Source organism: Collinsella sp. LCP19S3_B7 (genome assembly GCF_052121795.1).
Classification (GTDB): domain Bacteria; phylum Actinomycetota; class Coriobacteriia; order Coriobacteriales; family Coriobacteriaceae; genus Collinsella.
The window spans coordinates 19,745-43,722 of the sequence record NZ_JBQKDO010000007.1 but is presented as its reverse complement, the minus strand read 5'-3'; the positions used below and the strand labels follow the sequence as shown (position 1 = coordinate 43,722).

General features: G+C 61.4%; 17 protein-coding genes and 2 tRNA genes. 5 read left to right on the top strand and 14 right to left on the bottom strand.

Features of this window, described 5'->3' with window-relative positions:
- Positions 1–57 precede the first annotated feature (57 nt).
- Both ACTQW0_RS04370 and ACTQW0_RS04365 read right to left on the bottom strand, forming a co-directional pair.
- Complete coding sequence (locus tag ACTQW0_RS04370; RefSeq protein ID WP_117647680.1) at positions 58–261, bottom strand: type II toxin-antitoxin system RelB/DinJ family antitoxin; 204 nt, start codon at positions 259–261, stop codon at positions 58–60.
- 972 nt (positions 262–1,233) lie between these two features.
- Positions 1,234–3,438 carry a DEAD/DEAH box helicase gene (locus ACTQW0_RS04365; RefSeq protein WP_441567091.1) on the bottom strand — a complete coding sequence of 735 codons (2,205 nt, stop codon included), beginning with the start codon at positions 3,436–3,438 and terminating at the stop codon, positions 1,234–1,236.
- Between the two features lie 648 nt (positions 3,439–4,086).
- On the opposite strand from ACTQW0_RS04365, the gene ACTQW0_RS04360 reads away from it, so the two are divergent.
- From ACTQW0_RS04360 to ACTQW0_RS04345, 4 genes are all read left to right on the top strand, one after another.
- Positions 4,087–6,429, top strand: a complete 2,343-nt coding sequence (locus ACTQW0_RS04360) for a heavy metal translocating P-type ATPase (RefSeq protein WP_441567089.1) — start codon at positions 4,087–4,089, stop codon at positions 6,427–6,429.
- A gap of 147 nt (positions 6,430–6,576) precedes the next feature.
- Positions 6,577–6,798 (top strand): heavy-metal-associated domain-containing protein, encoded by a 222-nt coding sequence (locus ACTQW0_RS04355; RefSeq protein WP_154515953.1) that lies wholly within the window; start codon positions 6,577–6,579, stop codon positions 6,796–6,798.
- 51 nt (positions 6,799–6,849) lie between these two features.
- A complete protein-coding gene (locus ACTQW0_RS04350; RefSeq protein ID WP_229778266.1) occupies positions 6,850–7,119 on the top strand; it encodes a metal-sensing transcriptional repressor in 270 nt (89 codons plus the stop codon).
- A gap of 146 nt (positions 7,120–7,265) precedes the next feature.
- The gene (locus ACTQW0_RS04345; protein WP_427747716.1) at positions 7,266–7,739 is read left to right on the top strand and encodes a hypothetical protein; all 474 of its coding nucleotides are present in this window, start codon (positions 7,266–7,268) and stop codon (positions 7,737–7,739) included.
- Between the two features lie 90 nt (positions 7,740–7,829).
- Here the strand turns inward: ACTQW0_RS04345 and ACTQW0_RS04340 are convergent, their stop codons facing one another.
- From ACTQW0_RS04340 to gltB, 5 genes are all read right to left on the bottom strand, one after another.
- A complete protein-coding gene (locus tag ACTQW0_RS04340; RefSeq protein ID WP_441567087.1) occupies positions 7,830–9,200 on the bottom strand; it encodes an amidohydrolase family protein in 1,371 nt (456 codons plus the stop codon).
- 491 nt (positions 9,201–9,691) lie between these two features.
- On the bottom strand, positions 9,692–10,768 hold the full coding sequence (locus tag ACTQW0_RS04335) for a hypothetical protein (protein WP_441567085.1): 1,077 nt from the start codon (positions 10,766–10,768) through the stop codon (positions 9,692–9,694).
- Positions 10,769–11,122: 354 nt separating this feature from the next.
- Positions 11,123–11,830: a hypothetical protein gene (locus ACTQW0_RS04330; protein WP_441563073.1), complete on the bottom strand. Its 708-nt coding sequence runs from the start codon at positions 11,828–11,830 to the stop codon at positions 11,123–11,125.
- 424 nt (positions 11,831–12,254) lie between these two features.
- Complete coding sequence (locus ACTQW0_RS04325; RefSeq protein ID WP_441567083.1) at positions 12,255–13,736, bottom strand: glutamate synthase subunit beta; 1,482 nt, start codon at positions 13,734–13,736, stop codon at positions 12,255–12,257.
- 5 nt (positions 13,737–13,741) lie between these two features.
- The gene (gene gltB, locus ACTQW0_RS04320; RefSeq protein ID WP_441567081.1) at positions 13,742–18,430 is read right to left on the bottom strand and encodes a glutamate synthase large subunit; all 4,689 of its coding nucleotides are present in this window, start codon (positions 18,428–18,430) and stop codon (positions 13,742–13,744) included.
- Between the two features lie 522 nt (positions 18,431–18,952).
- Here gltB and ACTQW0_RS04315 point away from each other — a divergent pair.
- The gene (locus ACTQW0_RS04315; RefSeq protein ID WP_427717762.1) at positions 18,953–20,209 is read left to right on the top strand and encodes an Nramp family divalent metal transporter; all 1,257 of its coding nucleotides are present in this window, start codon (positions 18,953–18,955) and stop codon (positions 20,207–20,209) included.
- Between the two features lie 469 nt (positions 20,210–20,678).
- Here the strand turns inward: ACTQW0_RS04315 and ACTQW0_RS04310 are convergent, their stop codons facing one another.
- The 7 genes from ACTQW0_RS04310 to ACTQW0_RS04280 all read right to left on the bottom strand — a co-directional run bounded on the left by ACTQW0_RS04310 (position 20,679) and on the right by ACTQW0_RS04280 (position 23,968).
- Entirely contained in the window at positions 20,679–20,822 is a 144-nt protein-coding gene (locus ACTQW0_RS04310; RefSeq protein ID WP_035137395.1) for a rubredoxin-like domain-containing protein, read from the bottom strand.
- 89 nt (positions 20,823–20,911) lie between these two features.
- The gene (locus ACTQW0_RS04305) at positions 20,912–21,415 is read right to left on the bottom strand and encodes a flavin reductase family protein (protein ID WP_427717758.1); all 504 of its coding nucleotides are present in this window, start codon (positions 21,413–21,415) and stop codon (positions 20,912–20,914) included.
- Between the two features lie 232 nt (positions 21,416–21,647).
- Positions 21,648–22,118 (bottom strand): SsrA-binding protein SmpB, encoded by a 471-nt coding sequence (smpB, locus tag ACTQW0_RS04300; protein WP_006235325.1) that lies wholly within the window; start codon positions 22,116–22,118, stop codon positions 21,648–21,650.
- Positions 22,108–23,025 carry a hypothetical protein gene (locus tag ACTQW0_RS04295; RefSeq protein WP_427727424.1) on the bottom strand — a complete coding sequence of 306 codons (918 nt, stop codon included), beginning with the start codon at positions 23,023–23,025 and terminating at the stop codon, positions 22,108–22,110. Before ACTQW0_RS04295 ends, smpB begins: the two co-directional genes overlap by 11 nt.
- A gap of 95 nt (positions 23,026–23,120) precedes the next feature.
- Positions 23,121–23,197, bottom strand: a tRNA-Glu gene (locus ACTQW0_RS04290).
- Positions 23,198–23,214: 17 nt separating this feature from the next.
- Positions 23,215–23,288, bottom strand: a tRNA-Gln gene (locus ACTQW0_RS04285).
- Between the two features lie 320 nt (positions 23,289–23,608).
- A complete protein-coding gene (locus ACTQW0_RS04280) occupies positions 23,609–23,968 on the bottom strand; it encodes an arsenate reductase family protein (protein WP_427727422.1) in 360 nt (119 codons plus the stop codon).
- Positions 23,969–23,978 lie beyond the last annotated feature (10 nt).

Genomic DNA, 23,978 nt, shown 5'->3' with positions numbered 1-23,978 from the left:
CGTTCCTTAACTGCCGGCAGAAAATGAACGTCCCCAAGTACCGGCAGTTTGGGACAGTCATTGTTGATGAGAATCGGGTGCAGTGCCAAAGGCCCCGCTGGGCGAAATGTCGAACGGGAAGGTGCCGCAGCGATTGAACGCGGCGATAAACATGCGGATGGCGTTGGACGGCGTGGTGCCCACGAGCTGGGTTGCCGCCGCGAAGGCCGCCTTTTCCTCGGGCAAGACCTTCGCGACAACCGGGGTCATGTGTTCTGCCATGGCGCTTCCTTTTTGAAACAACGGTAGTGCGGATAGATGCGGGCCACGCGGCTGGGCGACGGGCTGTGAAGGCAACCCGATTGGCCCGCATCTGGAGTTTGTTTCTGCGGCGTTGGTATTACTTGGTATTCCAGAGTTATACCCAGCAGATAGAATACCACACCCGGTCCCATGGGGACGGAGAAAAGACGGATTATTTTGTTGCTGGGTTAGTATTTAGAGCGTGATGATGTCCGAGATATCGAGGGCCTAAGCGTCGGCGTATGGCGCGCCCAGGCTGGGTATCCGACGCATGGCGCCCTATTGTCTTGCATCATTTCACTTATGCCATGCATAAAAAGACGGGGGCGCCCCTTCCCACCCCAACGTACCCCCGCTTGGACCGTGCAAAAACCGGAGTTTTCAGCATCGCGGCCCCCGCAGGCGGTGCCGCGAATCGTGGACGCCGCGCGATTGGCGTCGTTTTGGGGCACGGCGCGACGCGAAACGCGCGTTATCGCCGCGCCGGACGCCGTCAGCCAACCCAAATCGCCTGCCGAAGGATCCTGCTGGCTCAAATAGACGCTTCCGGCGCGTATGCAGTCACCCCGGCTTGCTGAAAACTCCCAAAAATGCACGGCGCGCCCCGGGGGACCCGTGCGCGCCACGAAAAACACGCCCGCATCCAAAAGAATGCGAGCGCGAAAGCCGGATGGCAGCAAGGGCGCCAAGCAGCGGGCGAAATCCCCGGCGTGTCCTCCCGGGCACCGCAGCCGCCGCGCGTCAGCAGAAAACCTCATGCCCTGCGTCGATGTCGGCCCCCGCATACGCGAATCTCCAACTAGGTCGATAGCCCGTATCTCTTGCCACGACCGTCTCCGCGCGTTTCCACGAAGAAGACTCGCCCCACCTAATACTGAGCCCACTAAAAGGGCCCCGAGCATAGTCTGCTCGAGGCCCAAACTCGTGTCGCCTTACCGCGCGACGCGTATGTTACTTGCGCTTGCCGCCGCCGTCACCGGGGCGACGGGAGCTGCCGCCGCGCTTGCCGCCACGATTGTTACCATAGCTGCCACGGTTATCGCGACCGCCGGCACGGCCGCCACGGGAGCCGGCCTGGTTGCTGCCACGTCCGCCGCGATAGCCGCCGCGGCGCTCTTCGCGGGTATCGTCGTAGTTGCGCCAGTCATCGCGACGATCTCGACTGGCACGCGGATCGCGACGATCGCGCGACTCGCCAGAACGGCCGGCGCCACTGCGGCCGCCATTTCCGCGAGCATCCTCGCGACGCTCACCGCCGCGGCCACCACGCTCTTCAAAGCGCTTGCCGCCACGGGACTCGCCGCCGCGGCCGCCGCGCTCGTCATCGCGACCGGAACGACGACGGTCGCCCGAGCCGCGCTTGCCGCCGCGCGAGCCACGGCCCTCGTCCTCGCGCTCAACACGGCGACGACCGCCGCGGTCCCCGTCCTCGCGGCGACGGCGATGTGCCTCGCCCTGGAACTGCTTGGCACGGCGCTCGGCACGGTTGCCGCGCGGGGCCGGCTCGACGGCACCAGCACCGGCACGCTCCTCGGCAGCCACCTCGCGGGCCACGCTCTCCACGGCCTCGTCCACGCGAGCCTGAACGCCCTCGCGCACGCGGGTCTTGCCGCCGCGCTTGGGACGGCTCGGGCGCTCGCTGTCGCCGCGACGCTCATCGCGACCACGGTTGGAACGACCGGCCACATCGCCGTAATCGTCGCCGTTGCGCTTGCCGTCGCGACGCGCCTGCTCAAGCTTCTTCTTGCTCTTGGACTTACCGCGCTTGGTCTTCTTCTTCACCTTAAAGGCCGCAGGGTCGCGCTCGGGATCAACCGCGGGCGGATTGGGGCCCACGTGCAGGTCGCCGGCCTCGTAGATGTCGGCGGTCTTGTCCATGAGCTTCTCGATCTCGTAGAACTCATCCACGTCCTGCTCGGTCACAAACGTGATGGCCCAGCCCAGCTCGCCGGCGCGGCCCGTACGGCCAATACGGTGGATGTAGTCGGTCGGCTCGGCCGGCACGTCAAAGTTCACGACGTAGCGCACGTCGCTGATGTCGATGCCGCGGGCGAGCACGTCGGTTGCCACCAGCACGTCGACGGTGCCGTCGCGGAAGGCCGAAAGCGCGCGCTCGCGCTGGGCCTGGCTGCGGTTGCCATGAATCGCGGCAGCCTTGATACCCTTGCGCTCCAGACGACGGCAGCAGCTGTCGGCACGGTGCTTGGTGCGCATAAAGACGATGGTGCGCTCCGGGCCTTCCTTTTTGAGGAACTCGGGCAGCAGGTTGTTCTTGGCCTCGATGGACACCGGGAACACAAACTGGTCGACGGTGTCGGCGGTCGACGTGGCGGGCGCGATCTCCACGCGGGCCGGGTCGCTCACTAGGTCGGTGATCTCGCCCACGGCCTCCTCGTCGAGGGTCGCCGAGAACAGCAGCGTCTGGCGCTCGGCCGGCGTCTCGCGCACAATACGGCGAACGGCGGGCAAAAAGCCCATGTCGAGCATGCGGTCGGCTTCGTCGAGCACCAGCACCTTGACCTCGTCCAGGTGGCAAGCGCCCTGCTCGATCAGATCGACCAGACGGCCCGGCGTTGCGACCAGGATGTCGCAGCCGTACTTGAGGGCAGCGGTCTGCGGCTTGTAGCTCACGCCGCCCACGACGGTCACGGCAACATGGCCGGTGACGTCGGCGATCTTGCTCGCGACCTCGTCGATTTGCTGGGCGAGCTCGCGCGTAGGGGTGATGACGAGCATCACGGGGCCGCGGCCGTTTCCCTCGGGCTTTTTAGCACCGCGACGACGGTTACGGCCGCCGCGCTCGCGCACAGGTTTGGGAGGAGCGATGTGCTCCAGATTGTTCATGGTCGGCAGCAAAAAGGCGGCCGTCTTGCCGGTGCCGGTCTGAGCGGCGGCAAGCAGGTCGCGGCCCTCGAGCACCACGGGGATCGAGCCGGCCTGCACGGGCGTCGGCGCCGTGTAACCCAGGTTCTCGATGGCACGAAGTATCTCGTCCGAAAGACCCAGCTCGTCAAAGGCGGGCAGGTTCTCGGTAGCGGACTCGACGGTCTCGGCGGCGCTGGCCTCGTCGGCCGCATCGAAGGCAGCCTGGGCCATGGTCTCGCGGGTCTCGTCCAGGATCTCGGCGTCGGTGACGTCGGATACAGAATTACGCATATGTTGTTGTTCCTTATCTGCACGCGCAAGGGGCACGGCATGCGGCCGCGCGGGCGTGCTTGGTAGTGCGCTAGTACATACAAAAACGGGTGCGCACAGAGAGGACGTTGCTCAGCACGCTGGCGATCGCTTTGGCAGCCCTATCACGCGCCGTCCAGACGCAGCAGCTCTAAGCGATGGAGCAGATTCGCCGCCGGTTAGTATACCTGCACTCCGTATGCCCCCACGTAAACCACAGATGACGAGGCGGACGGAGCCGAGCAGAGACCCCCGCCGGACAACATCTCAATCTGTAACAGTTACGAGGCAAAACCGGGTCTACACGTTACGAATCGAGACGAACCAAAACCTCGTAAAACAACATCTCGATCTGTAACAGATAGAGGTCATTTTCCCTGCCAGATGTTACAGATCGAGATGTTAAGCAACCGCCGAATTGTTTGTCTCAATCTGTAACAGTAACTCGGCAAAAACGGAACTAGATGTTACAGATTGAGACGAAGGGCGAGGATGGTGCACTAACTTGGCAGTCGACCCCCGTATCGGAATGTCATACATTTCAACTTTTGCCATACACCCCCAGGGGGTATGGGTGTATAGTATCGAGAGGTTAACAATTCCAACACCGAACCACAGAAAGGAGAGGCCATGGCTCAAGATAAGTTCGACGTAGGCGGCATGACATGCGCCGCCTGCCAGGCGCACGTGGACCGTGCCGTGAGCAAGCTCGACGGCGTCCAAAGCGTCGCGGTCAACCTACTCGCCGGTTCCATGATGGTCGACTACGACCCCGCGCAGGTCTCCCCCGACGATATCTGCACCGCCGTCGACCGCGCGGGCTACTCGGCCTCACCCGTCAGCACGGGCACCGGTGCCGCCGGCTCAAACGGCAGCGCGCAAGCCAGGTCCGGCGCCGCCCATATGGAGTCGCCCACCAAAAAGTTGGAGGTCGCCGCCTCTGCCATGCGCACCCGCCTCATCGTCTCGATCGTCTTCCTCATCCCACTGTTCTACATAGGCATGGGACACATGCTCGGCTGGCCGCTGCCCGGCATTTTCACCGACCATATCCACAGCATGACGCTCGCCCTCACCGAGCTTGTCCTGCTCATCCCCATCGTCTACGTCAACGACGCATACTTTACCAACGGGTTTAAATCGCTCGCGCACGGCGCACCCACCATGGACGCCCTTATTGCCGTGGGCGCCACCGCTTCCATTGCCTGGTCGCTCTATGCCATGTTCATCATGGCCGACCAGCTGGCCACGGGGCAGGTGCACGAGGCCATGATGACAGGCATGGACAATCTGTATTTTGAGAGCGCGGGCACGATCCTGTCGCTCGTCACCGTGGGCAAATACCTCGAGACGCGCAGTAAGTCCAAAACCGGCGGCGCCATCGAGGCGCTCATCGATCTGGCGCCTAAAACCGCGACCGTCGTTGCCGACGACGGCAGCGAAACCACCGTCGACGTCGATAGCATCCTTCCCGGCCAGGTCCTGCGCGTGCACCCCGGCGAGTCAATCCCCGTCGACGGCGTGGTGCTCGAGGGTAGCTCGGCCGTGGACGAGAGTGCGCTCACCGGCGAGTCAATCCCCGTGGAAAAGACCGCCGGCGACACCGTCAACGCCGCCACCGTCAACCGCACCGGCTCGTTTACCTTCCGCGCCACGCGGGTTGGTGCCGAGACATCACTCGCCAAGATCATCCAGCTCGTCGAGGACGCCAACGCCACCAAGGCGCCCATCGCCCGCATGGCCGACAAGGTCGCCGGCGTGTTCGTGCCCGTGGTGTTCGTGATCTCGGCCGTGACCTTTGCGGTGTGGATGGCACTGACCGGCAGCATAAACGAGGCACTTACCTCCGCCGTGGCCGTGCTGGTGATCAGTTGTCCCTGCGCGCTCGGCCTAGCCACGCCCGTCGCCATTATGGTGGGCACCGGCAAGGGCGCCGAGATGGGCATTCTGTTTAAGAGCGCCGAGGCGCTGGAGAACCTGCGCGGCGTGGGTACCGTGGTGCTCGATAAGACGGGTACGGTCACCCGCGGCAAACCTGCCGTGACCGATATCGTGGTAGCCACGCGCGCCGACGGCTCGCCCGCCATGAGTGAAAAGGCGTTACTGAAGCTCGCTGCCGCGCTGGAGCGCTCGAGCGAGCATCCGCTGGCCGAGGCGATTATGACCGAGTGCGAGGCGCGCGGAATCGTGGCGCGCATGGTCGAGGACTTTGCCGCCGTGCCTGGACGAGGCGTTACGGCGCGCGAGGGGCAGAATATCATCGCAGCCGGCAACGTGCGTCTGATGAACGAGCTGGGCGCGGAGGTGCCCTCAGGACTTGCGGAGCGATTTGCCGCCGAGGGCAAGACACCGTTGTTCTTTGCCAAGAACGGCGAGCTTGTCGGCACCATTGCCGTAGCTGACGAGGTCAAGGAGACGAGCGCCGAGGCCATCGCTGCGCTGCGTTCGCTCGGCGTCGACGTGCACATGCTCACCGGCGACAACCGTGTGACGGCCGAAGCAATCGCCCGCCGCGTAGGACTGAGCAGCAAGCAGGTCATTGCCGACGTGCTTCCCGCCGACAAGGAACGCCACGTGCGCGAACTGCAGGATGCGGGCGGCAAGGTCGCCATGGTGGGCGACGGCATCAACGACTCCCCCGCCCTGGCGCGCTCCGACGTGGGCCTTGCTATCGGCACCGGCGCCGACATCGCCAAGGAAGGGGCAGATGTGGTACTCATGCGCAGCGACCTCATGGACGTCGCCCGCGCTATCGAGCTTTCGCGCGCCACGATTCGCAACATCAAGCAAGACCTGTTCTGGGCGCTGTTCTACAACGGCATCGGCATTCCGCTCGCTGCGGGCGCGTTCTTCCCCCTCACCGGCTGGCAGCTCTCGCCGATGTTTGGCGCCGCGGCGATGAGCCTGTCGAGCGTGTGCGTCGTGTCCAATGCTCTGCGCCTGAAATCCTTTAAGCCTAAAGTGGCAAAATAGGCTCACCATTACGTCCATTTAGAACGGGTTTTCCAGGTGCCCGAGATTGACCTGAAAGAGGAGCGACGCGTACTTTGGTACGCGAGCGACGGCTTGAAGGTCAAGGTCGGGTGCCTGGGAAAGCCGACATAACAGAGAGGAATACCCATGCGTTACACAATTAAGACTTCCGGCCTTATGTGTGGCCACTGCGACGCTACTGTCGAGACGGCACTGCTCAACGTTGCCGGCGTGACCGACGCCGATGCCGATCACGAGACTCAGACGGTACAGGTGGAGTGCGCCGACACCGTGGCCGCCGAGCAGCTCGCTGCCGCCGTCGAGAGCGCCGGCGAGAAGTTCCACGCCCTGTCCGTGACCGCAGCCTAGCTGCTACCAGAAGCATTCGACCCCATCGACCAGAAACGAGGACCCGCCATGATGGCAGACCACAAATCGGTGAACCGTATGCTCAAGACGGCGCGCGGCCAGATCGACGGCATCCTGCGGATGGTCGAGGAGGACCGCTACTGCGTCGATATTTCCACGCAGCTCATGGCCACACAGGCACTCCTCGCGCGCATTAACGCCGACGTGCTCAAGGCGCATATCGAGGGCTGCGTGACTTCAGCAATCGAATCGGGCGACGAAGACCTCAAAGCCGCGAAGCTCGCCGAGATCGAACGCGTCGTCGACAAGCTCTCTAAGTAATCGGCGCATTGAGGACAAACCACTTTGCACCGTCTTGATGTTCCGAGGACGGGTATGTTTGCACCACATTGGCGCAGATTAACCTGTCCCCCTTGCTCTAAATCGGGTATAAAGGCGTGCGGCATATCGAACGAAAGGCAATTTGCATGAATGACTTTATGAAGGGCCGCAATGGCGCCGACGAGCTCACCATCGTGATGGGTTTTGCGGGCATCGTCATCGCGATGATCGGATCGATGGCCCGCATCCAGTGGCTCAGTTGGATCGCCATCGCCGTCATCGTGATCGGCGTGCTGCGCGGCCTGTCCAAAAACATCGACGCACGTCGCAAGGAGAACGAGGCCTTTGTCGCCGGCTCGGCTAAGGTCCCCGGCTTGGGCAAGTTTGTCGCCAGCTTGGGTGGCGGCGCTGCAGCGGCCAGCACCTCACGCGCGGCCGGCACCAGTAAGGAAGACTTTGAGCGTGCCAAGCGCACGGCCAAGAAGATGTGGAAGGGTCGCAAGACCACGGCATACCTCAAGTGCCCCAACTGCGGCCAGATGCTCTCCGTTCCCAAGGGCAAAGGCAAAATCCGTGTCACCTGCCCCAAGTGCCACGCCAAGATGGAGACGCGCTCGTAGCCGCCATACCGCAGGACAAAATAAAAGCCGAGGCCTCGCACTGGGACCTCGGCTTTTTTGAATGCGACAAAGGGCCCGCCCCCGTCACACCTACGCCACGCCGTCGCGGGCAAGCTCCTCGGCAAGCGCCTCGGCTGGCATGGCCATAATCGTGTCGAGCTCGGCGTCCACCTCGGGAATACGCTTCACCTTGAGTTTGCGCACCAGATCGCCACGACACATCACGTGCATCGGCTCGCGCAGAGCGCACAGGTCATCGAGCGGGTTCTCGCGCGTCACCAGGATATCGGCAGCCTTGCCGCACTCGATCGCACCGGTCTCGCCGCCCAGCCCCAGCAGCTCAGCATTAACCTGCGTAGCCGTATGCAGCGCAAACGCATTGCTCACGCCCACGTACTTGGCAAAATAGGCCACCTCGCGCCACATGTCGTACTGGGTCACGAACGGGCAGCTCGAATCCGTACCCAAACCCACCTTGATACCGGCTTCCAGCGCCGCACGAGCGCTCTCGATAATGCCCGAGCACACGATATCGCCGTTCTTCTTTTGCGTGTCAGTCGAATGAGTCTTCTCCGGATCGAGCAGCACAAACGGCAGTGCGGGGCTGATCGTGCAGGTCACACTCGGCGCACGCCCCTCGAGCTGAGTTCCCGCGGCGCCGCAGTACAGCTCCAGGATCTCGGGCGTCAACGGAGCGCCGTGCTCGATCGTATCGACGCCGGCCTCGAGCGCGGCGCGTACGCCCTCGGTGCTCTCGACATGAGCCATAACCGGAAGGCCCATATCGTGCGCTGCCTTGCACGCCGCCGCGGCAACCTCCACCGGCATACGCAGCACGCCCGGCTCGCCTACCTCGGTCGCATCGAACACGCCGCCCGTTACGAACAATTTAATGACATTGGCACCGCGCGCATACAAGTCGCGCACCTGTTCGGCCGCCTCGGAGGGACTGTTGGCCACCTGGGCGAACAAGCCCGCGCCGTGGCCACCCGGCACCGTGACGCCCGTTCCCGGCGCCACCAAACGCGGACCCTGATACTTGCCGGCGTCGATAGCATCGCGCACGGCCAGATCGGCAAACAGCGGGTCGCCCGCGCCGCGCACCGTGGTCACGCCACTTGCCAGTTGTTGTTGGGCGCTGCCCTTAAGAATATGGCGCACGATAGCGCGCCCCACGGGATTATCGAGCTTCTTCATCAGCGTGCCCGCATCGCCCGCCGAAACCGGCTTGCCCGAGCCGCACAGATGCACATGCATATTGATGAGGCCCGGCATGAGATACGCCCCGGCCAGGTCGAGGACCTCGGCACCTGCAGGCGCCTGCGCCACAGCACTCGGCCCCATCCACGTGATGACACCGCGCTCAACGGCCACGGCCATGTCGGGCTGCGGCTCCATATGCTCCGAACCATCCAGGACGGTCGCATTGATAAACAACGTGGAACGATCGGCAGACGCCATATCGAGCTCCTCCCTCACGATTAACTTGAACATTTGTCCATTATCACCTAATGCAGCAAACTAAAGTCGAACATATCGGTTAGCGGAGGGACGAGAGAGATGTGAGGGCAAACGGAGACAGCACGGCAATGCTCCGGCCGTTCCAGCAAAACGTCTTGATTTGTAACAGGTAGACCAGGTTTTAGCAGCCAGATGTTACAGATCGAGATCTTTCGGCACCGTGTCCAGCCTTTGTCTCAATCTGTAACAGTTGGGTCGAATTTTGTCCGTTAGATGTTACAGATCGAGATATTCTCCAGCCCTGTCGTCAAACATCTAAATCTGTAACATGTAGACAGGTTTTCGGCCTCTAGATGTTACAGATTTAGATCTTTTAGCGGCAGCCAACCTTCTGTCTCGATCTGTAACGGTTACGAGGCCAAACGGCCCCTTGTTGTTACAGATCGAGACAAACTCGTCCGGAACAACCACATTCGCGTTAGTCGTACCCCTCAGCGCCCATACCACTGACGCTTCCATCCCTCAGCCAAATCGGCCCGCTGCGAAATACCCGCCAGCCTCATCTTTTCAGCCAGCTTCCCCGGGTTCTTGAGTTCATCAAACGTGAACCTCAGTACCTTGTGCCCGAGCATTGTCAGATGAGATTCCCGCTGACGCTCTGCTACGAACGGATCGACCGACTCCCGATCCCCACCATCCTGCAGGGTATACTTTTCTCTTCCGTCGAGCTCGCCAATCATGCACGTCCCGTCCTCGAGCCTCCAGAAATAATCGACTCGAAACACCTGGCTCGAATCGAGCGGATCGCGAAACTCCACCTGCAACTCTGGCACCGGAAAACCGTATGCAATAAAGAACGCCCGGAACCGAGACTCGCCACCGTTTTCGGACAGCCCGTCCGCATGCGACGCAATCACCTGAGCTCTGCGATACCCGCGTCTGCCCTCGCAATCGGCCTGGAGCCGTTCGCAGAGGTCGACGCGCGATATGCCCTTCGCCCGCAGCGCAGAATCGGCAATCGCCAGACCATATGAAAACGGCGCACGCAGCAGACAATCCTCCACCGTGCGCCAAAACGGCGTCACTCGCACGCCGTCGACGCGCTCAAGCGCACCCGACGCCTGCGGACGCAGCAGCCTATATCCCGTACTCAACGCCACCGAACAACCCGTCTTGACCAAGTAACGCGGCCCGAGCAGATCATTCGGCACCTCCAGACCCCATATCAGCGCGGCGTCATACCCCCAAAACGCCCAATCGGGATGAAACTCCGCAAGCCCCTTGATGGTCCGCCGAGCCCGCTCCGGCGGCGTCAACGCATCCCATTCATGCTGAAAACAGAATAGGTGCGATTCGGGCTCCGCAATATCGTCTGTGCCCACATGGCGCCGCAGCCACATGAGCTCGGCATTGTCGTGCGTCGCAAGCAGCACGCCTTGTTCAGCCGTCTCCGTGAGCCTGGCAAGCATCCTATTCCGCGCCAAGGTGCTACGTGCTGCATGTTTGTGTTTGAAAACGGTATTAGACACTTTCATCACCACCACGTCAGACAAATGGACCATCGTCACCGTTGCCTCCGCTGACAAATGTCTTGATCTGTAACAGGAAGACAGTCTTTGAGCCTCTAGTTGTTACAGATTTAGATCTTTCGGCACCGCGCCCAACCTTTGTCTCGATCTGTAACAGTTGGATCGAGTTTTGGCCTGCAGATGTTACAGATCGAGACATCCCCCCTGCCGGGTTCCAAACATCTCAATCTGTAACAGTTAGACGTTCTCCAGACCCCTAAACGTTACAGATTTAGACAAACCAGCAACGCCCAAGCATTCGTCTCGATCTGTAACGGGTGGACCGGTTTTTTGTCCCTTGACGTTACAGACCGAGACAAATAGACGAGCGGCGGCGGCGCGACTGCCCATCCCCTACTCCCATTCCTGTTTGTAGATGTTGAGTGACTTTACGTAGCGCCCCTGGGCGCCCATGATGTCGCGAACCAGCCGTAAGAAGAAGCTGATACACGAGGTATCGAAGCCATCTTCTAGGTCCTCAGGATGCACCGCGCCAGGCCCGTCGACCGCCGTATCGCTCAGACGCGCAATGTCGTAGAGGTAGAGCTGCCCCGCCGTCAGCCAGACATCGTCGACGCACGCGAGGCGCACCGCAATCGCGCCATCGCGCCAGTGCTCCTTTTGCACGATATGCGGATCGTAGACGTCAAAGCGACGGTCGGTACGCGTGTCACGCAGCGCGACCATACCGGTCGCGGGATCCTTATCCAAAATGCCAAAGCGCGAGAAATAGTGCGTGTCGCGTACCTGTTCGAGCCGTCTGAGCGAGACAGGCGAAAGCGACGCCGGCGGCTCGTCAACATACAGCTCAAGCAGCGTCTTGCCATGGTAATAGGGACGCTCGAACAGCAGCCAATCGGTAAATGCCATGTTATAGGCCATGATTTCATTTTGCGAGGGCTCCTCGCAATAGCTGAGCCATGGATCGACTATCACTTCGAACTGTGTACGCGCCGCCTCCAAAAACTGAAACTTGCGCAGCATCCAAAACTGGGCCATGCCGGCAATATCGTCACCGACGGCCTCGGCCAGACGTCCCCGGTCCAAAACATGATCAGCCATGGCATCCTCCTCAAACTGATAAACCTCAATTTGAGCTTACGAGGAGGGCGGGTGGTCGCCGCCATCACGGGCGAAATGGGCATCGGGCTGCAAACCAGATGCTGACCAAGCACTTGACGGGATACTTGCAGATTATGCAAATTGCCACAAAATCGCGGGTAGAACTAGACGAATCACCCGCGCCGCTGTCCGCAAACAACTAAAGCCGCCACATAAACAGCAGAGCGCAACGAGCGCAAACGCCAACGGGTAGGCAGCCAAACGTCGGCAAACGAGCAAAACGCTCGCAAACCCGCAAGGAGTGTCCCCGGATGCCGGCACGTAAGGAACGTCCCCAGCTGCCGGCACTTGGGGACGCTCCTTACGTGCCGGCCGTTGGGGACAGCCCTTGCCGATTCGATTGTTGAGTAACTCCGTGATTGTCTTACAGCCCCAGCGCCTCGGCGACCTCGGCTGCGCAGGCGAGGGCATCGGCCATGGCACTCACCACGAGCGAGCTACCGTTGCGGGCATCGCCGGCCACATACACCGGCGCGGCATCTGCGGCAACGCCATCCACGCGAGCCGCAAGATGCGAGTCATCGGAGGCCATCACGGGCAACGGACGGCCCGCCGTGGCAATAGGCACGTCAACAGCGTCGAACACGCCGTGCTCCGGACCCGTAAAGCCACAGGCGATCAGCACCAGCTGGGCCGGCACCTCGTGCTCGGAGCCCGCAATGCGTTCGGGCTTGCCGGCCGACCAGTCCAGATCGACCACGCGCAGGCCCGCGGCAGCGCCCTTCTTGTCCAGCAATACCTCGAGCGTATCCACGCCCCAAGCACGCATCTCGCCGCCCATGGCAGCGATAGCCTCCTGCTGACCGTAGTCGGTCTTCTTAACGTTGGGCCACTGCGGCCAGGAATTGCTCGCCGCACGCTTATCGGGCGCAGCCGGCAAGAACTCAAACTGACGCACACTGCGTGCACCCTGGCGCACCGCGGTACCCACGCAGTCGTTGCCGGTATCGCCGCCGCCAATGACCACAACGTCCAGGCCGCGCGCGTTCACCGCGGGCTCACCGCCATCGAGCACCGAGACGGTCGAAGCCGTCAGGTAGTCCACGGCATACACCACGCCCGGGGCATCCACATTCGCAGCCAAAAGACCGCGGGGCGTACGAGCACCGGCAGCCACCACAACGGCGTCAAAACCATTGAGCTTGGCCGCCACCGCAGGGTTCGTAACGTCAGTACCCAACTCAAAGACAATGCCCAGCTCGCGCATGAGCGCCACGCGGCGCTCGACCACGGACTTCTCGAGCTTCATGTTGGGAATGCCGTACATGAGCAGACCGCCTGGGCGGTCGTCGCGCTCAAACACCGTCACGCGGGCACCGCGACGCGCAAGTTCCCATGCAGCCACCAGGCCAGCCGGGCCGGAGCCCACCACGGCGACCGAGGGCGCGTCCTCCCCTGCCGGCTCAAAGCGACGCGGGCCGCCGTTTGCCCATTCGTGGTCGCTGATCGCGCGCTCGTTATCGTGAATCGTTGTGGGCTGGCCGTCGACCGAACCCAGGTTGCACGCAGCCTCGCACAGTGCCGGGCACACGCGGCTCGTAAACTCGGGCATGGGCGAGGTGAGCGACAGGCGCTCGGCCGCCTCGTCCCAGCGACCGCGATACACCAGCTCGTTCCACTCGGGAATCAGGTTGTGCAGCGGACAGCCACTCGGACGCGCCTTGCCAAAGCTCGCACCCATCTGGCAAAACGCCACGCCGCACATCATGCAGCGGCTCGCCTGGGCGCGGCGCGCATCGTCGTCGAGCTCCACATACAGCGGATCGAAATCGCGGCTGCGCTCCTCCACGGGGCGCAGCTCGTGGGTCACGCGATCGATATTAAGAAAAGCACCGGGCTTACCCATGGCACTTACCCCTCCTTCTTGGTCGAAGCAACAGGGCTGGCAGCCACGGGCGCAGCACCGCCCGCGACATCAAAGCGAGCGACATCCGCGTTGCTCGCGCGGCCGGTCACGATATCAAACGCCAACTCCTCGGCCTGCGCGTGCGTCTTGCCCACGGCCTCGGCCGCAGCGACAATCGCCAGCACGCGCTCGTACTCGGTCGGAATGACCTTCACAAAGTGCTTGCTCATCGTCTCGAAGCTGTAGAGCAGCTTAATGCCGCGCGGGCTCTGCGTCGCGTCCACGTGCTCCTGGATGAGCGCGCGAATCTGCGCCAGCTCGACAGCCGTCGGGGCCTTGAGTTCCACGCTCTCGTGGTTCACACGGGCTTCGAGCGTGCCGTACTGGTCAAAGACATAGGCCACGCCACCCGTCATACCGGCGGCGAAGTTCTGCCCGACCTCGCCCAAGATGAGCGCCAGGCCGCCCGTCATGTACTCGCAGCCATGGTTGCCGCAGCCCTCGACCACCACGGTGGCACCGGAGTTACGCACGGCAAAACGCTGTCCGGCAAGGCCGTTAATAAAGCCGCGGCCGCTCGTGGCGCCAAAGAACGCCACGTTGCCCACGATGATGTTCTCGTCGAACTTGTAGGTCGCATGCGGATTGGGGCGCACCGACACCTCGCCGCCCGAAAGGCCCTTGCCAAAGTAGTCGTTGGCGTCGCCGCACACGTTGAGCGTAATGCCGCGCGGCAGAAAGGCGCCAAAGCTCTGACCGGCCGAACCATCGCAATCGATGGTGATGGAGCCGGCGGGCAGGCCCTCGGGATGCGCCTTGGTCACCGCATTGCCCAGGATGGTGCCCACGCAGCGGTTGACGTTGGCGATATCGGCGCGGAACCGAATCGGGCGCAGGTGCGAACGGGCATCGGCCGTATAGGGCACGAACAACGTGGAGTCGAGCGTCTTGTCGAGCTCGCTGTCCGCAGCCATCTGCGGCAGGAAGTGGCGACCGTCGGCGCCCGGGATATGGGCACCGAACTCGCAGGTCGCGCTCGCCAGCACGGGCGACAGATCAAGCAGGTTGGCCTTGCGGTTGCCCGGTACCTCGATCTGGCGCAGGCACTCGGGATGGCCGACCATCTCGTCGACGGTGCGGAAGCCCAGGCTCGCCATGACCTCACGCAGCTGCTCGGCAACAAAGAGCATAAAGTGCTCAACGTGCTCGGGCTTGCCACGGAAGCCGCGACGCAGGCGACAGTTTTGTGTGGCGATGCCGGCCGGGCAGGTGTCCTGCTGGCAGTCGCGCTGCATGAGGCAGCCCATGGAGATGAGCGGCATGGTCGCAAAGCCAAACTCCTCGGCGCCCAGCAGGCAGGCGACGGCAACATCGGTGCCGTCCATGAGCTTGCCGTCAGCCTCGAGCACCACGCGGGAGCGCAGGCCGTTTTGCAGCAACGTCTGCTGAGCCTCGGCAAGGCCGAGCTCCAGCGGCAGGCCGGCGTGCCAAATGGAATCGCGCGCCGCGGCACCCGAGCCGCCATTGTGGCCGCTGATCAAGATCTTGTCGGCGGCACCCTTGGCCACACCGGTGGCGATGGTGCCGACGCCGGCCTCGCTGACCAGCTTGACCGACACGCGCGCACCGGGGTTGGCGTTCTTAAGATCAAAGATCAGCTCTGCCAGGTCCTCGATGGAGTAGATGTCGTGGTGCGGCGGAGGCGAGATCAGGCCGATGCCGGGCGTGGACTGACGGACCTCGGCGATCCAGGGGTAGACCTTCTTACCGGGCAGGTGGCCACCCTCGCCGGGCTTGGCGCCCTGGGCCATCTTGATCTGAATCTCGAAGGCGCTGCACAGGTAGCGGCTCGTTACGCCAAAGCGCGCACTTGCCACCTGCTTGATGGCGGAGTTCTTGGAGTCACCGTTAGCCAGCGGGGTCTCGCGACGCGGATCCTCGCCGCCCTCGCCCGAGTTAGAGCGTCCATGCAGGCGGTTCATGGCGATGGCCATGCACTCGTGCGCCTCTTTGCTGATAGAACCGTACGACATGGCACCGGTGTTAAAGCGGCGGACGATGTTGCGCGCGGGCTCCACCTCGTCGAGCGAAACCGGCGTGCGACCGTTGGCATTAAAGTCGAGCAAGTCACGCAGGCGCACGGCACGGCCGGTGCGGTGCAGGCGGGCGCTGTACTCCTTAAAGGTGTCGTAGCTGTCCTCACGACAGGCGGTCTGCAGCAAGTAGACAGTCTGCGGATCGATGAGGTGATCCTCGCCGCTGAGCGGGCGCCACTTGGTCAGACCCAGCGTGGGCAGCTGATCGGGAGCCGGGCTCTTAAGGATAGCGAGCGCGGCGTCGTAGCGCTCGTTTTGCTCGCGCTCAACATCCTCGACACCCATACCGCCCACACGGCTCACCGTGCCGGCGAAGTACGCGTTGACGAACTCCGGCGTAAAGCCCACGGCCTCGAAGATCTGCGCCGAATGGTAGCTCTGCACCGTGGAGATGCCCATCTTGGACATGATGGAAACGATGCCGGCGGTCGCAGCCTTATTGTAGTTGGCGATGCCCTGCTCGGCTGTCACGTCCAGATCGCCGTGCGCCGCCAAGTCGCGAATACACGCATGCGCGTTGTACGGATAGATGCCGCTCGCGGAGTAGCCCACCAGCGCCGCAAAGTCGTGCGGAGACACGGCGTCGCCACACTCCACCACGATGTCGGCAAAGGTACGCACGCCGGCGCGGATCAGGTGGTTGTGCACGCAGCCCACGGCGAGCAGCGACGGCACGGGTACCTCGTCCGCTCCGGCGCGATCGCTCAACACCACGATGTTCACGCCGTCGCGGACCGCAGCCTCAACGTCCTCTGCAAGCTGCTTGAGCGCAGCCTGCAGCGCGCCCTCGCCGGCATCGCGGCGGTAAACGGCACGGAAACGGCGGGTCTTAAAGCCAACACGGTCAATCGCGCAAATGCGGTCGAACTCCTCCTCGCTCAGCAGCGGGCGCTCCAGACGCACCAGCTGGCAGGCCGTACGAGAGTCCTCGAGCAGGTTGCCGTGGTTGCCCAGGTAGAGCGTGGTCGAGGTGACCATATGCTCGCGCAGGGCGTCGATCGGCGGGTTCGTGACCTGGGCGAACAGTTGATAGAAGTAGTCAAAGAACGAGCGCGTCTTCTTGGACAGGCAGGCCAGCGGCGCATCGATACCCATCGAGGCGAGCGGGGCCTTGCCCTGCTGGGCCATGGGGCGCACGACCTCGTCAACATCATCCCAGTGGTAGCCGAGCTTGGCCATACGCACGGCGGCAGGCACCTCGGCATCCTCGGCGGGCGTTGCCGCGGCGGGCTTGTCGAGCGCGTCAACGGTCAGCGTCTCTTCGGCAATCCAATCGCGGTAGGGCTTTTCCTTGGCATAGCGGGCGCGCAGCTCGTCATTGTAGATCACACGGCCGCGGGCAAAATCGACCTCGAGCATCTGGCCCGGTCCCAAACAACCGCTTGTCAGGATATTCTCGGGGCGCACCTCGATGGTGCCCACCTCGCTTGCCAGCATAAAGCGGCCGTCGCGCGTCACGTAGTAGCGAGCCGGGCGCAGGCCGTTGCGGTCGAGGGCGGCACCCAGCGTACGGCCGTCGGTAAAGGCGATGGCCGCCGGGCCGTCCCAGGGCTCCATGAGCATGGACTGGTAGGCATCGTAGGCGCGACGCTCCTCGCTCAGGTTGTCGTTGTGGTCCCACGGCTCGGGCAGCAACATGGACGCGGCACGTGTGAGCGGGCGACCGTTCATAACCAAAAACTCGAGCACATTATCCAGAATCGCGGAGTCGGAACCCTCGCGGTTGATGATGGGCATCACACGCTCAAGATCATGCTGCAGCACGGGGCTGTACAGGTTAGGTTCGCGGGCGCGAATCCAGTTGACGTTGCCCTTGAGGGTGTTGATCTCGCCGTTGTGGATAATAAAGCGGTTGGGATGTGCGCGCTCCCAGCTAGGCGTGGTGTTGGTGGAGTAGCGCGAGTGGACGAGCGCCACGGCCGTCTTAACGGCGGCGTCGTTGAGATCGATAAAGAAGCGGCGCATCTGCGTGGCGACCAGCATGCCCTTGTACACGATGGTGCGCGAGCTCATAGAGCACACATAGAAGATCTTGTCGCGCAGGGCAAACTCGGCGTCGGCCTTCTTTTCGATGGTACGGCGGCACACGTACAGGCGACGCTCAAAGGCATCGCCGGCGGGCGTATCGTCCGGACGGCCCAGGAAGGCCTGTAGGATGGTGGGCATGCAGGCGCGGGCCGTCTCGCCCAGATCGTGAGGGTCGACCGGCACCTCGCGCCAAAAGAGCAGCGGCACGCCGGCCTCGGCACAGCCTACCTCAAACACGCGGCGGGCATCCTCTACGCCCTTGTCGTCTTGCGGGAAGAACAGCATGGCCACGCCATAGTCGCCCTCTGCCGGCAGAATCTGGCCGCACTTTTGAGCCTCTTTGCGGAAAAAGTGATGCGGAACCTGGAACAGGATGCCGGCGCCGTCGCCGGTATTCTTCTCGAGTCCCGTGCCACCGCGGTGCTCCAGGTTGACCAGAATGGACAGCGCATCGTCCAGAATCTGGTGGTGGCGCTCACCGTTGATATCGGCAAGCGCGCCGATGCCACATGCATCGTGGTCGAATTCGGGGCGATAAAGGCCCTGCTGCTGAGCGGAATCTGCCTGCATCGCGATCCTCCCCTAGATATTTAGACAGTCAGTTGAATAGGCATACTAGAAGCATCGCCGGCCCATTGTGTTTCCCGCCCGTTTCGAAACAATTGCGTAACGCACGCCCTACGAGTGGACACCGCCGACCTCAAGGGCAACAACAAGGGCCCAGGTTCGGCCTGTAAGCTCACCGCTTCAAACATCTCAATCTGTAACAGGAAAACCCAATTTCGACGACTAACTGTTACAGATTGAGATGTTCTCGAGAGACGGTTCCGAATGTCTCAATCTGTAACATGAAGGACCGGTTTTGGCGGTCAGCTGTTACGGATCGAGATTTTCCATAGGACCATTTCTTCCTGTCTCGATCTGTAACACCTAGGCCCAATTTCCATCCCTAGTTGTTACAGATCAAGACATTTCGGCAACCCCCTTTTACCACCCTATTCAAATACAACAATTTTGTTAGTCATGGTCAAATTTTGAGCCTAAAACGGGTATCCTTTGCGGCGTCAAACAAACGGCACGCAGGAGTGCACCATGATCGACCATCTCAAACATCACTTTGGCTCCCCGCGCACCGGCGGCCACGGCGGACTCGACATCGCACGGCATATCGGCCCCGGGCTGCTCGTGACCGTCGGCTTTATCGACCCGGGCAATTGGGCCTCCAATATGGCCGCCGGCTCGCAGTTTGGCTACGCGCTGCTGTGGATCGTCACGCTGTCCACGATCATGCTCATCGTGCTGCAACACAACGCGGCTCACTTGGGCATCGCCACGGGCATGTGTCTTGCCGAGGCCACGACGCGCCACCTGCCCCGCCTCGTCGGGCGTGCGATACTCGGCAGCGCGTATCTAGCCACGGTCGCCACCGCCATGGCCGAAGTCCTGGGCGGTGCGATCGCACTTCAAATGCTCTTTGGCCTGCCCGTACGTGCCGGCTGCATCATCGTGGCGGCGGCATCGATTGTCATGCTCATGACAAGCTCCTACAAACGCGCCGAACGCTGGATCATCGCCTTCGTGGGCGTGGTGGGACTTTCGTTTTTAGCCGAGCTTCTGCTGGTCAAGGTCGACTGGCCGCAAGCCGCCACAAGCTGGATCACACCCAGTATGCCCACCGGCTCAGTCGCGATTATCGTAAGTGTCCTAGGCGCGGTCGTTATGCCCCACAACCTCTTCCTGCACTCCGAGGTCATCCAATCCATGCACTTCGAAGGCCAAGGCGAGCAGGTTATCGAAGAACGCCTGCACTACGAGCTCTTCGACACGCTCTTTTCGATGGGTGTGGGCTGGGCAATCAACTCGGCCATGGTCATCCTGGCCGCAACGACCTTCTTTGCGCACGGCATTGTCGTAGACGACCTCGCCGTCGCAGCGGCCACGCTCTCCCCCATTCTGGGCCCGGCAAGCTCGACCATCTTTGCGGTGGCACTGCTGTTTGCGGGCATATCGAGTAGCGTGACGGCGGGCATGGCGGCGGGCACCATCACCGCGGGCATATTCGACGAGGAATACGACATCCACGACCGACATTCCTCGATCGGAGTGGCGGCCTGTTTCGTCGGCGCAGTGGCGGCGTGCCTGATCGTCCCGAATCCTTTTGAGGGTCTCATTTGGAGTCAGGCGCTGTTGTCGCTTCAGCTGCCGATTACGGTCTTTGTGCTCATACGACTCACCAGCTCGCCCCGCGTCATGGGCAAATACGCCAACTCGCGCCCGCTCAACGCGTTGCTCGTAGGGATCGGTGTCATCGTGACGATTCTCGACATCGTGCTGCTAACGGGGATGTAATGGGATGGCGTGACTGTCCAGATATAACGTCTCAATCTGTAACACGTGAGGCCGTTTTGAGCCCTTAGATGTTACAGATTGAGATTTTCTGAGAGATAGTTTCAGTTTGTCTCGATCTGTAACAAGTGGACCCAATTTCCGCGCCCAGATGTTACAGATCGAGATATTTCTTCAGCCCCAACCTTTTGTCTCGATCTGTAACAAGTAGAGGGGGTTTACGTGCCTAAATGTTATAGATTGAGATTTTGAGAATGATGGTTTTGGTTTGTCTCGTTCTGTAACAGGAAGACCCGTTTTGAGCCGTTAGATGTTGCAGGTTAAGACAAAAGGTCGGCCGGACTCACAACAGACAGGATCGGCTAATAGCAGCCGTGATCCCTTGGGGACGGAGGAAAAGGGCCCCGGCCGGGATATCCGACCGGGGCCCTTGGACAGAGCTATATGTTGCTGCAAGTCGTGTGTCTACGAGCTACTCCTCGACGAGCTCAAACTGATCGGGACCGACGCCACACACCGGGCACACGTAATCCTCGGGCAGCTCGGGCGTGTCGACCTCTACCTCGTAACCGCAAACGGTGCACACGAACTTGTACGTCTTCTTTTCCTCGGCCATGATGTTCTCCTCTCGAACGTGGCTGCTGATGTACTTTGCTTATTAGTATATATTCTTAATAATATAATGCAAGCGGTTTTACCGCATTTCTACCCTTGGTACGAAGACGCCTTGGGCGGCGTCTTGCCCTTCAGGACCTTATGGTAGTAATCGTAGGTGAGCGGCGTCTCGTCGCTCAGGCGCTCGGCATCCTCGACCTCACCGATAAACAGTAGATGCGTGCCCACATCCACTGTGTCGATCAAACGGCAGCTAAACAAGGCCGCCGCATGCTCGGGAACATAGGGCATGCCCAGTGCGGTCTCGCGCGTCTCGTACTTGGCAAATTTGTCATAGTTGCTGCTGGTACGGAATCCAAAGTTACCAATGTAGGGCATATCGGCCGTCTGATCGATCACGGTCAGCGCAAAGGCCTTGGCAGACGAGATAACGCCAGACGTGACATTTTCCTTGTTCACGGCAACCGAAATGCGCGGCGGCGTGGACGTCACCTGCACCGCGGTGTTGATAATGCAGCCGGCGCGCGACCCATCTGCCGCGGCACTCACCACATACAGCCCGCAGGGCATCGTAAAGAACGCAGTTTTATCCAAAACGATCACTCCCCTAACTCGGAATTGAGCCTTGCAGACGTATATACCCACAATGAGACATATGTGTCAGAACGGTAAGAAAAATGAGCCACACGCAGTTGCGGTGAAAAAGTCCCTGTTTAAGCCTGGATACCCAACAAACAGGAACTATTCCACCGCAACTTGCGAGGAGCAGACCGGGAGTACGACAACAGTGATGGATGAACATCCCCGCCCGCCCGGATATCAACCCTTAGCGATTACGCTCCTTAAGCGCGCGATCGATTTCGCGCTGAACGTCACGTTTGGCCATGTCCTCGCGTTTGTCGTAGAGCTTTTTGCCACGGCCCAGGCCCAACAGCAGCTTAACGCGACCATCGGTATTAAAGTAGAGCTCGAGCGGCACCAGTGCATAGCCGCGGTTGCGCAGTTTGCCGTCAAGAAAATCAATCTCCTTGCGATGCAGCAGCAGACGGCGCCGGCGATCGGGATCACGGTTCCACACGCCACCGTGACTATAGGGATGGATGTGCAAACCCACCAGCCAGCACTCGCCGCCGCGAATCAGCGCAAAAGTATCGGTAATCTGACAGGCGCGCTCGCGAATCGACTTGACCTCGGTACCGCTCAACTCAATGCCGCACTCAAAGGTCTCGTCGATAAAGTATTCGTGATGCGCCGAACGATTCTTGGAGATGAGCTTGCGCTCGCGCTTACTGGGCATCGCCGGCCTCCTCGGCGTCATCGGCTTTCCCGCTCGCGGCCTCGCGTTTGGCCTTGCGCTCGGCGTTGAGCTCGGCATCGCTTTCGCGCACCAGCTTAATGATCGCCGCGCATGCCTCCTCGCCCACCAGGTCGCGGGCACGGACCGTCAGGCGTGTAGCCTCCTGCTTGTCACCGTCACCCGCAGCGTCGGTCGCACACATAATCAGACAAATGGCAATCTCGGCCGAAGGCGAGGTCGGTACACCCTGCAACGCCAGCTCGCCCATCACATGCTCATCACTCTCGTCGGCGGCATCCGGATAGGTGGCATGGATCTTGCTGAGCAAGCGCGTCGTATGTGAATCGCCAGGGGCCAAGCGCAGCGCCAGACGTGCGCAACCCACGGCCGCCGAGACGTTCTCGGTCTCGGGCTCCAAAAAGTACTGGCCCAAGTTGGCGTAGGCGCGGGCGGCGCACCTGCCGTCACTCGCACGCTCCAGCACCGAAAACGAAAGCGAAGCCCACTCCTGCTTGTCCTCGAGCGCACGGAACAGCTCGGCCAGATCCAGTCGGTAGTTGCAGTTCATGGGGTCCCAGCGCACGGCCTGCATCAAGGCATTGCGGGCGCTCACATAATCCTGCTGACGGATGTAGGCAAACGCCATGTCGGAGTACAGGCGGTCAAACGGCACCTCGACCTGCACCAGCTCGCGTGGATCCTTTTCCACGCGGCGGTAGGCCAGGCGCTCAAACTTGCTATCGAAGCTAAAGTACTGGCGGTTCTCCTCCGTTTTGCACTCGGCATCGATATACTCCTCGGCGAGCTCCACCAAACGCTCCAGCAGCGGCGTTGCCGTGGCCAGGTCTCCCTGCGCCAGGTAATTCTCGGCATACGTAATGTCTTGTAGGCTGATGGGCAGGTCCATGGCAACTCCTCGGTCCAGGTGAAACGCGGCTCATTCCACACATGCGGTGTATACACAAAACCCGGGTCTCTTGCGAGGCCCGGGCATTCAATTTGTGGTAGCCCGTACCAGATTCGAACTGGTGATCTCCGCCTTGAGAGGGCGGCGTCCTAAACCGCTAGACGAACGGGCCATATGTAGCAAATGCAATGGCTGGGATGGAGGGAGTCGAACCCCCATTGACGGAACCAGAATCCGCTGTCCTGCCATTAGACGACATCCCAATGATTGCATCGCTGCGCTCGGCTGTGCCTTTGCGCAAGAAAGAAATATACGGGAAGTCGCTCCGTGACGCAAGCCCCAATTTTGACTTTTTTAAAATTCGGTCAAATTGGCCTAATTTCGTCCAACCCGTGAAGGACCTGTGAAGCGACACATCTGCCCCTTATGGACAAAGGATGGCGAAGCGATACTTCGACAAGCACGCATAGCTCTTCGGCCCGCACGGGTGGCCGCGGTTCAAAAACTGACCGGAGCAAGCCTGTCAGCGAAAACTGTATCCCAAAATCGGCATCCAAAACGGGATACAGCTTCCCCGCAGTCGCTACAGCAACGCCTCGGTCCAAGCCGCTTCCCTAAAGCCGGGGATCGCAAAGTCGTCGCCCACCAGCAGCGGGCGCTTAACCAGCATGCCGTCGGTCGCCAGCAGCTCGCAGCATTCCTGGTCCGTCATACCCGCATCCAGGCGCGCTTTCAGACCAAGCTCTCGATATTTCATGCCCGACGAGTTAAAGAAGCGTCGCACCGGCAATCCCGACCGCGCAACCCACGCGGAAAGCTCCTCGGCTGTTGGGTTATCCGCTACGATATCGCGATCGATATACTCAACCCCGTGCTCATCCAGCCATGCCTTAGCCTTTTTACAGGTAGAGCACTTGGGATACTCAACAAATAGCACTGCCACAGGAATCTCC

Coding starts and splice junctions, on each gene's coding strand:
- ACTQW0_RS04370 (WP_117647680.1), bottom strand. CDS start 261: ATGGCAGAACACATGACCCCGGTTGTCGCGAAGGTCTTGCCCGAGGAA.
- ACTQW0_RS04365 (WP_441567091.1), bottom strand. CDS start 3,438: ATGCGTAATTCTGTATCCGACGTCACCGACGCCGAGATCCTGGACGAG.
- ACTQW0_RS04360 (WP_441567089.1), top strand. CDS start 4,087: ATGGCTCAAGATAAGTTCGACGTAGGCGGCATGACATGCGCCGCCTGC.
- ACTQW0_RS04355 (WP_154515953.1), top strand. CDS start 6,577: ATGCGTTACACAATTAAGACTTCCGGCCTTATGTGTGGCCACTGCGAC.
- ACTQW0_RS04350 (WP_229778266.1), top strand. CDS start 6,850: ATGGCAGACCACAAATCGGTGAACCGTATGCTCAAGACGGCGCGCGGC.
- ACTQW0_RS04345 (WP_427747716.1), top strand. CDS start 7,266: ATGAATGACTTTATGAAGGGCCGCAATGGCGCCGACGAGCTCACCATC.
- ACTQW0_RS04340 (WP_441567087.1), bottom strand. CDS start 9,200: ATGGCGTCTGCCGATCGTTCCACGTTGTTTATCAATGCGACCGTCCTG.
- ACTQW0_RS04330 (WP_441563073.1), bottom strand. CDS start 11,830: ATGGCTGATCATGTTTTGGACCGGGGACGTCTGGCCGAGGCCGTCGGT.
- ACTQW0_RS04325 (WP_441567083.1), bottom strand. CDS start 13,736: ATGGGTAAGCCCGGTGCTTTTCTTAATATCGATCGCGTGACCCACGAG.
- gltB (WP_441567081.1), bottom strand. CDS start 18,430: ATGCAGGCAGATTCCGCTCAGCAGCAGGGCCTTTATCGCCCCGAATTC.
- ACTQW0_RS04315 (WP_427717762.1), top strand. CDS start 18,953: ATGATCGACCATCTCAAACATCACTTTGGCTCCCCGCGCACCGGCGGC.
- ACTQW0_RS04310 (WP_035137395.1), bottom strand. CDS start 20,822: ATGGCCGAGGAAAAGAAGACGTACAAGTTCGTGTGCACCGTTTGCGGT.
- smpB (WP_006235325.1), bottom strand. CDS start 22,118: ATGCCCAGTAAGCGCGAGCGCAAGCTCATCTCCAAGAATCGTTCGGCG.
- ACTQW0_RS04295 (WP_427727424.1), bottom strand. CDS start 23,025: ATGGACCTGCCCATCAGCCTACAAGACATTACGTATGCCGAGAATTAC.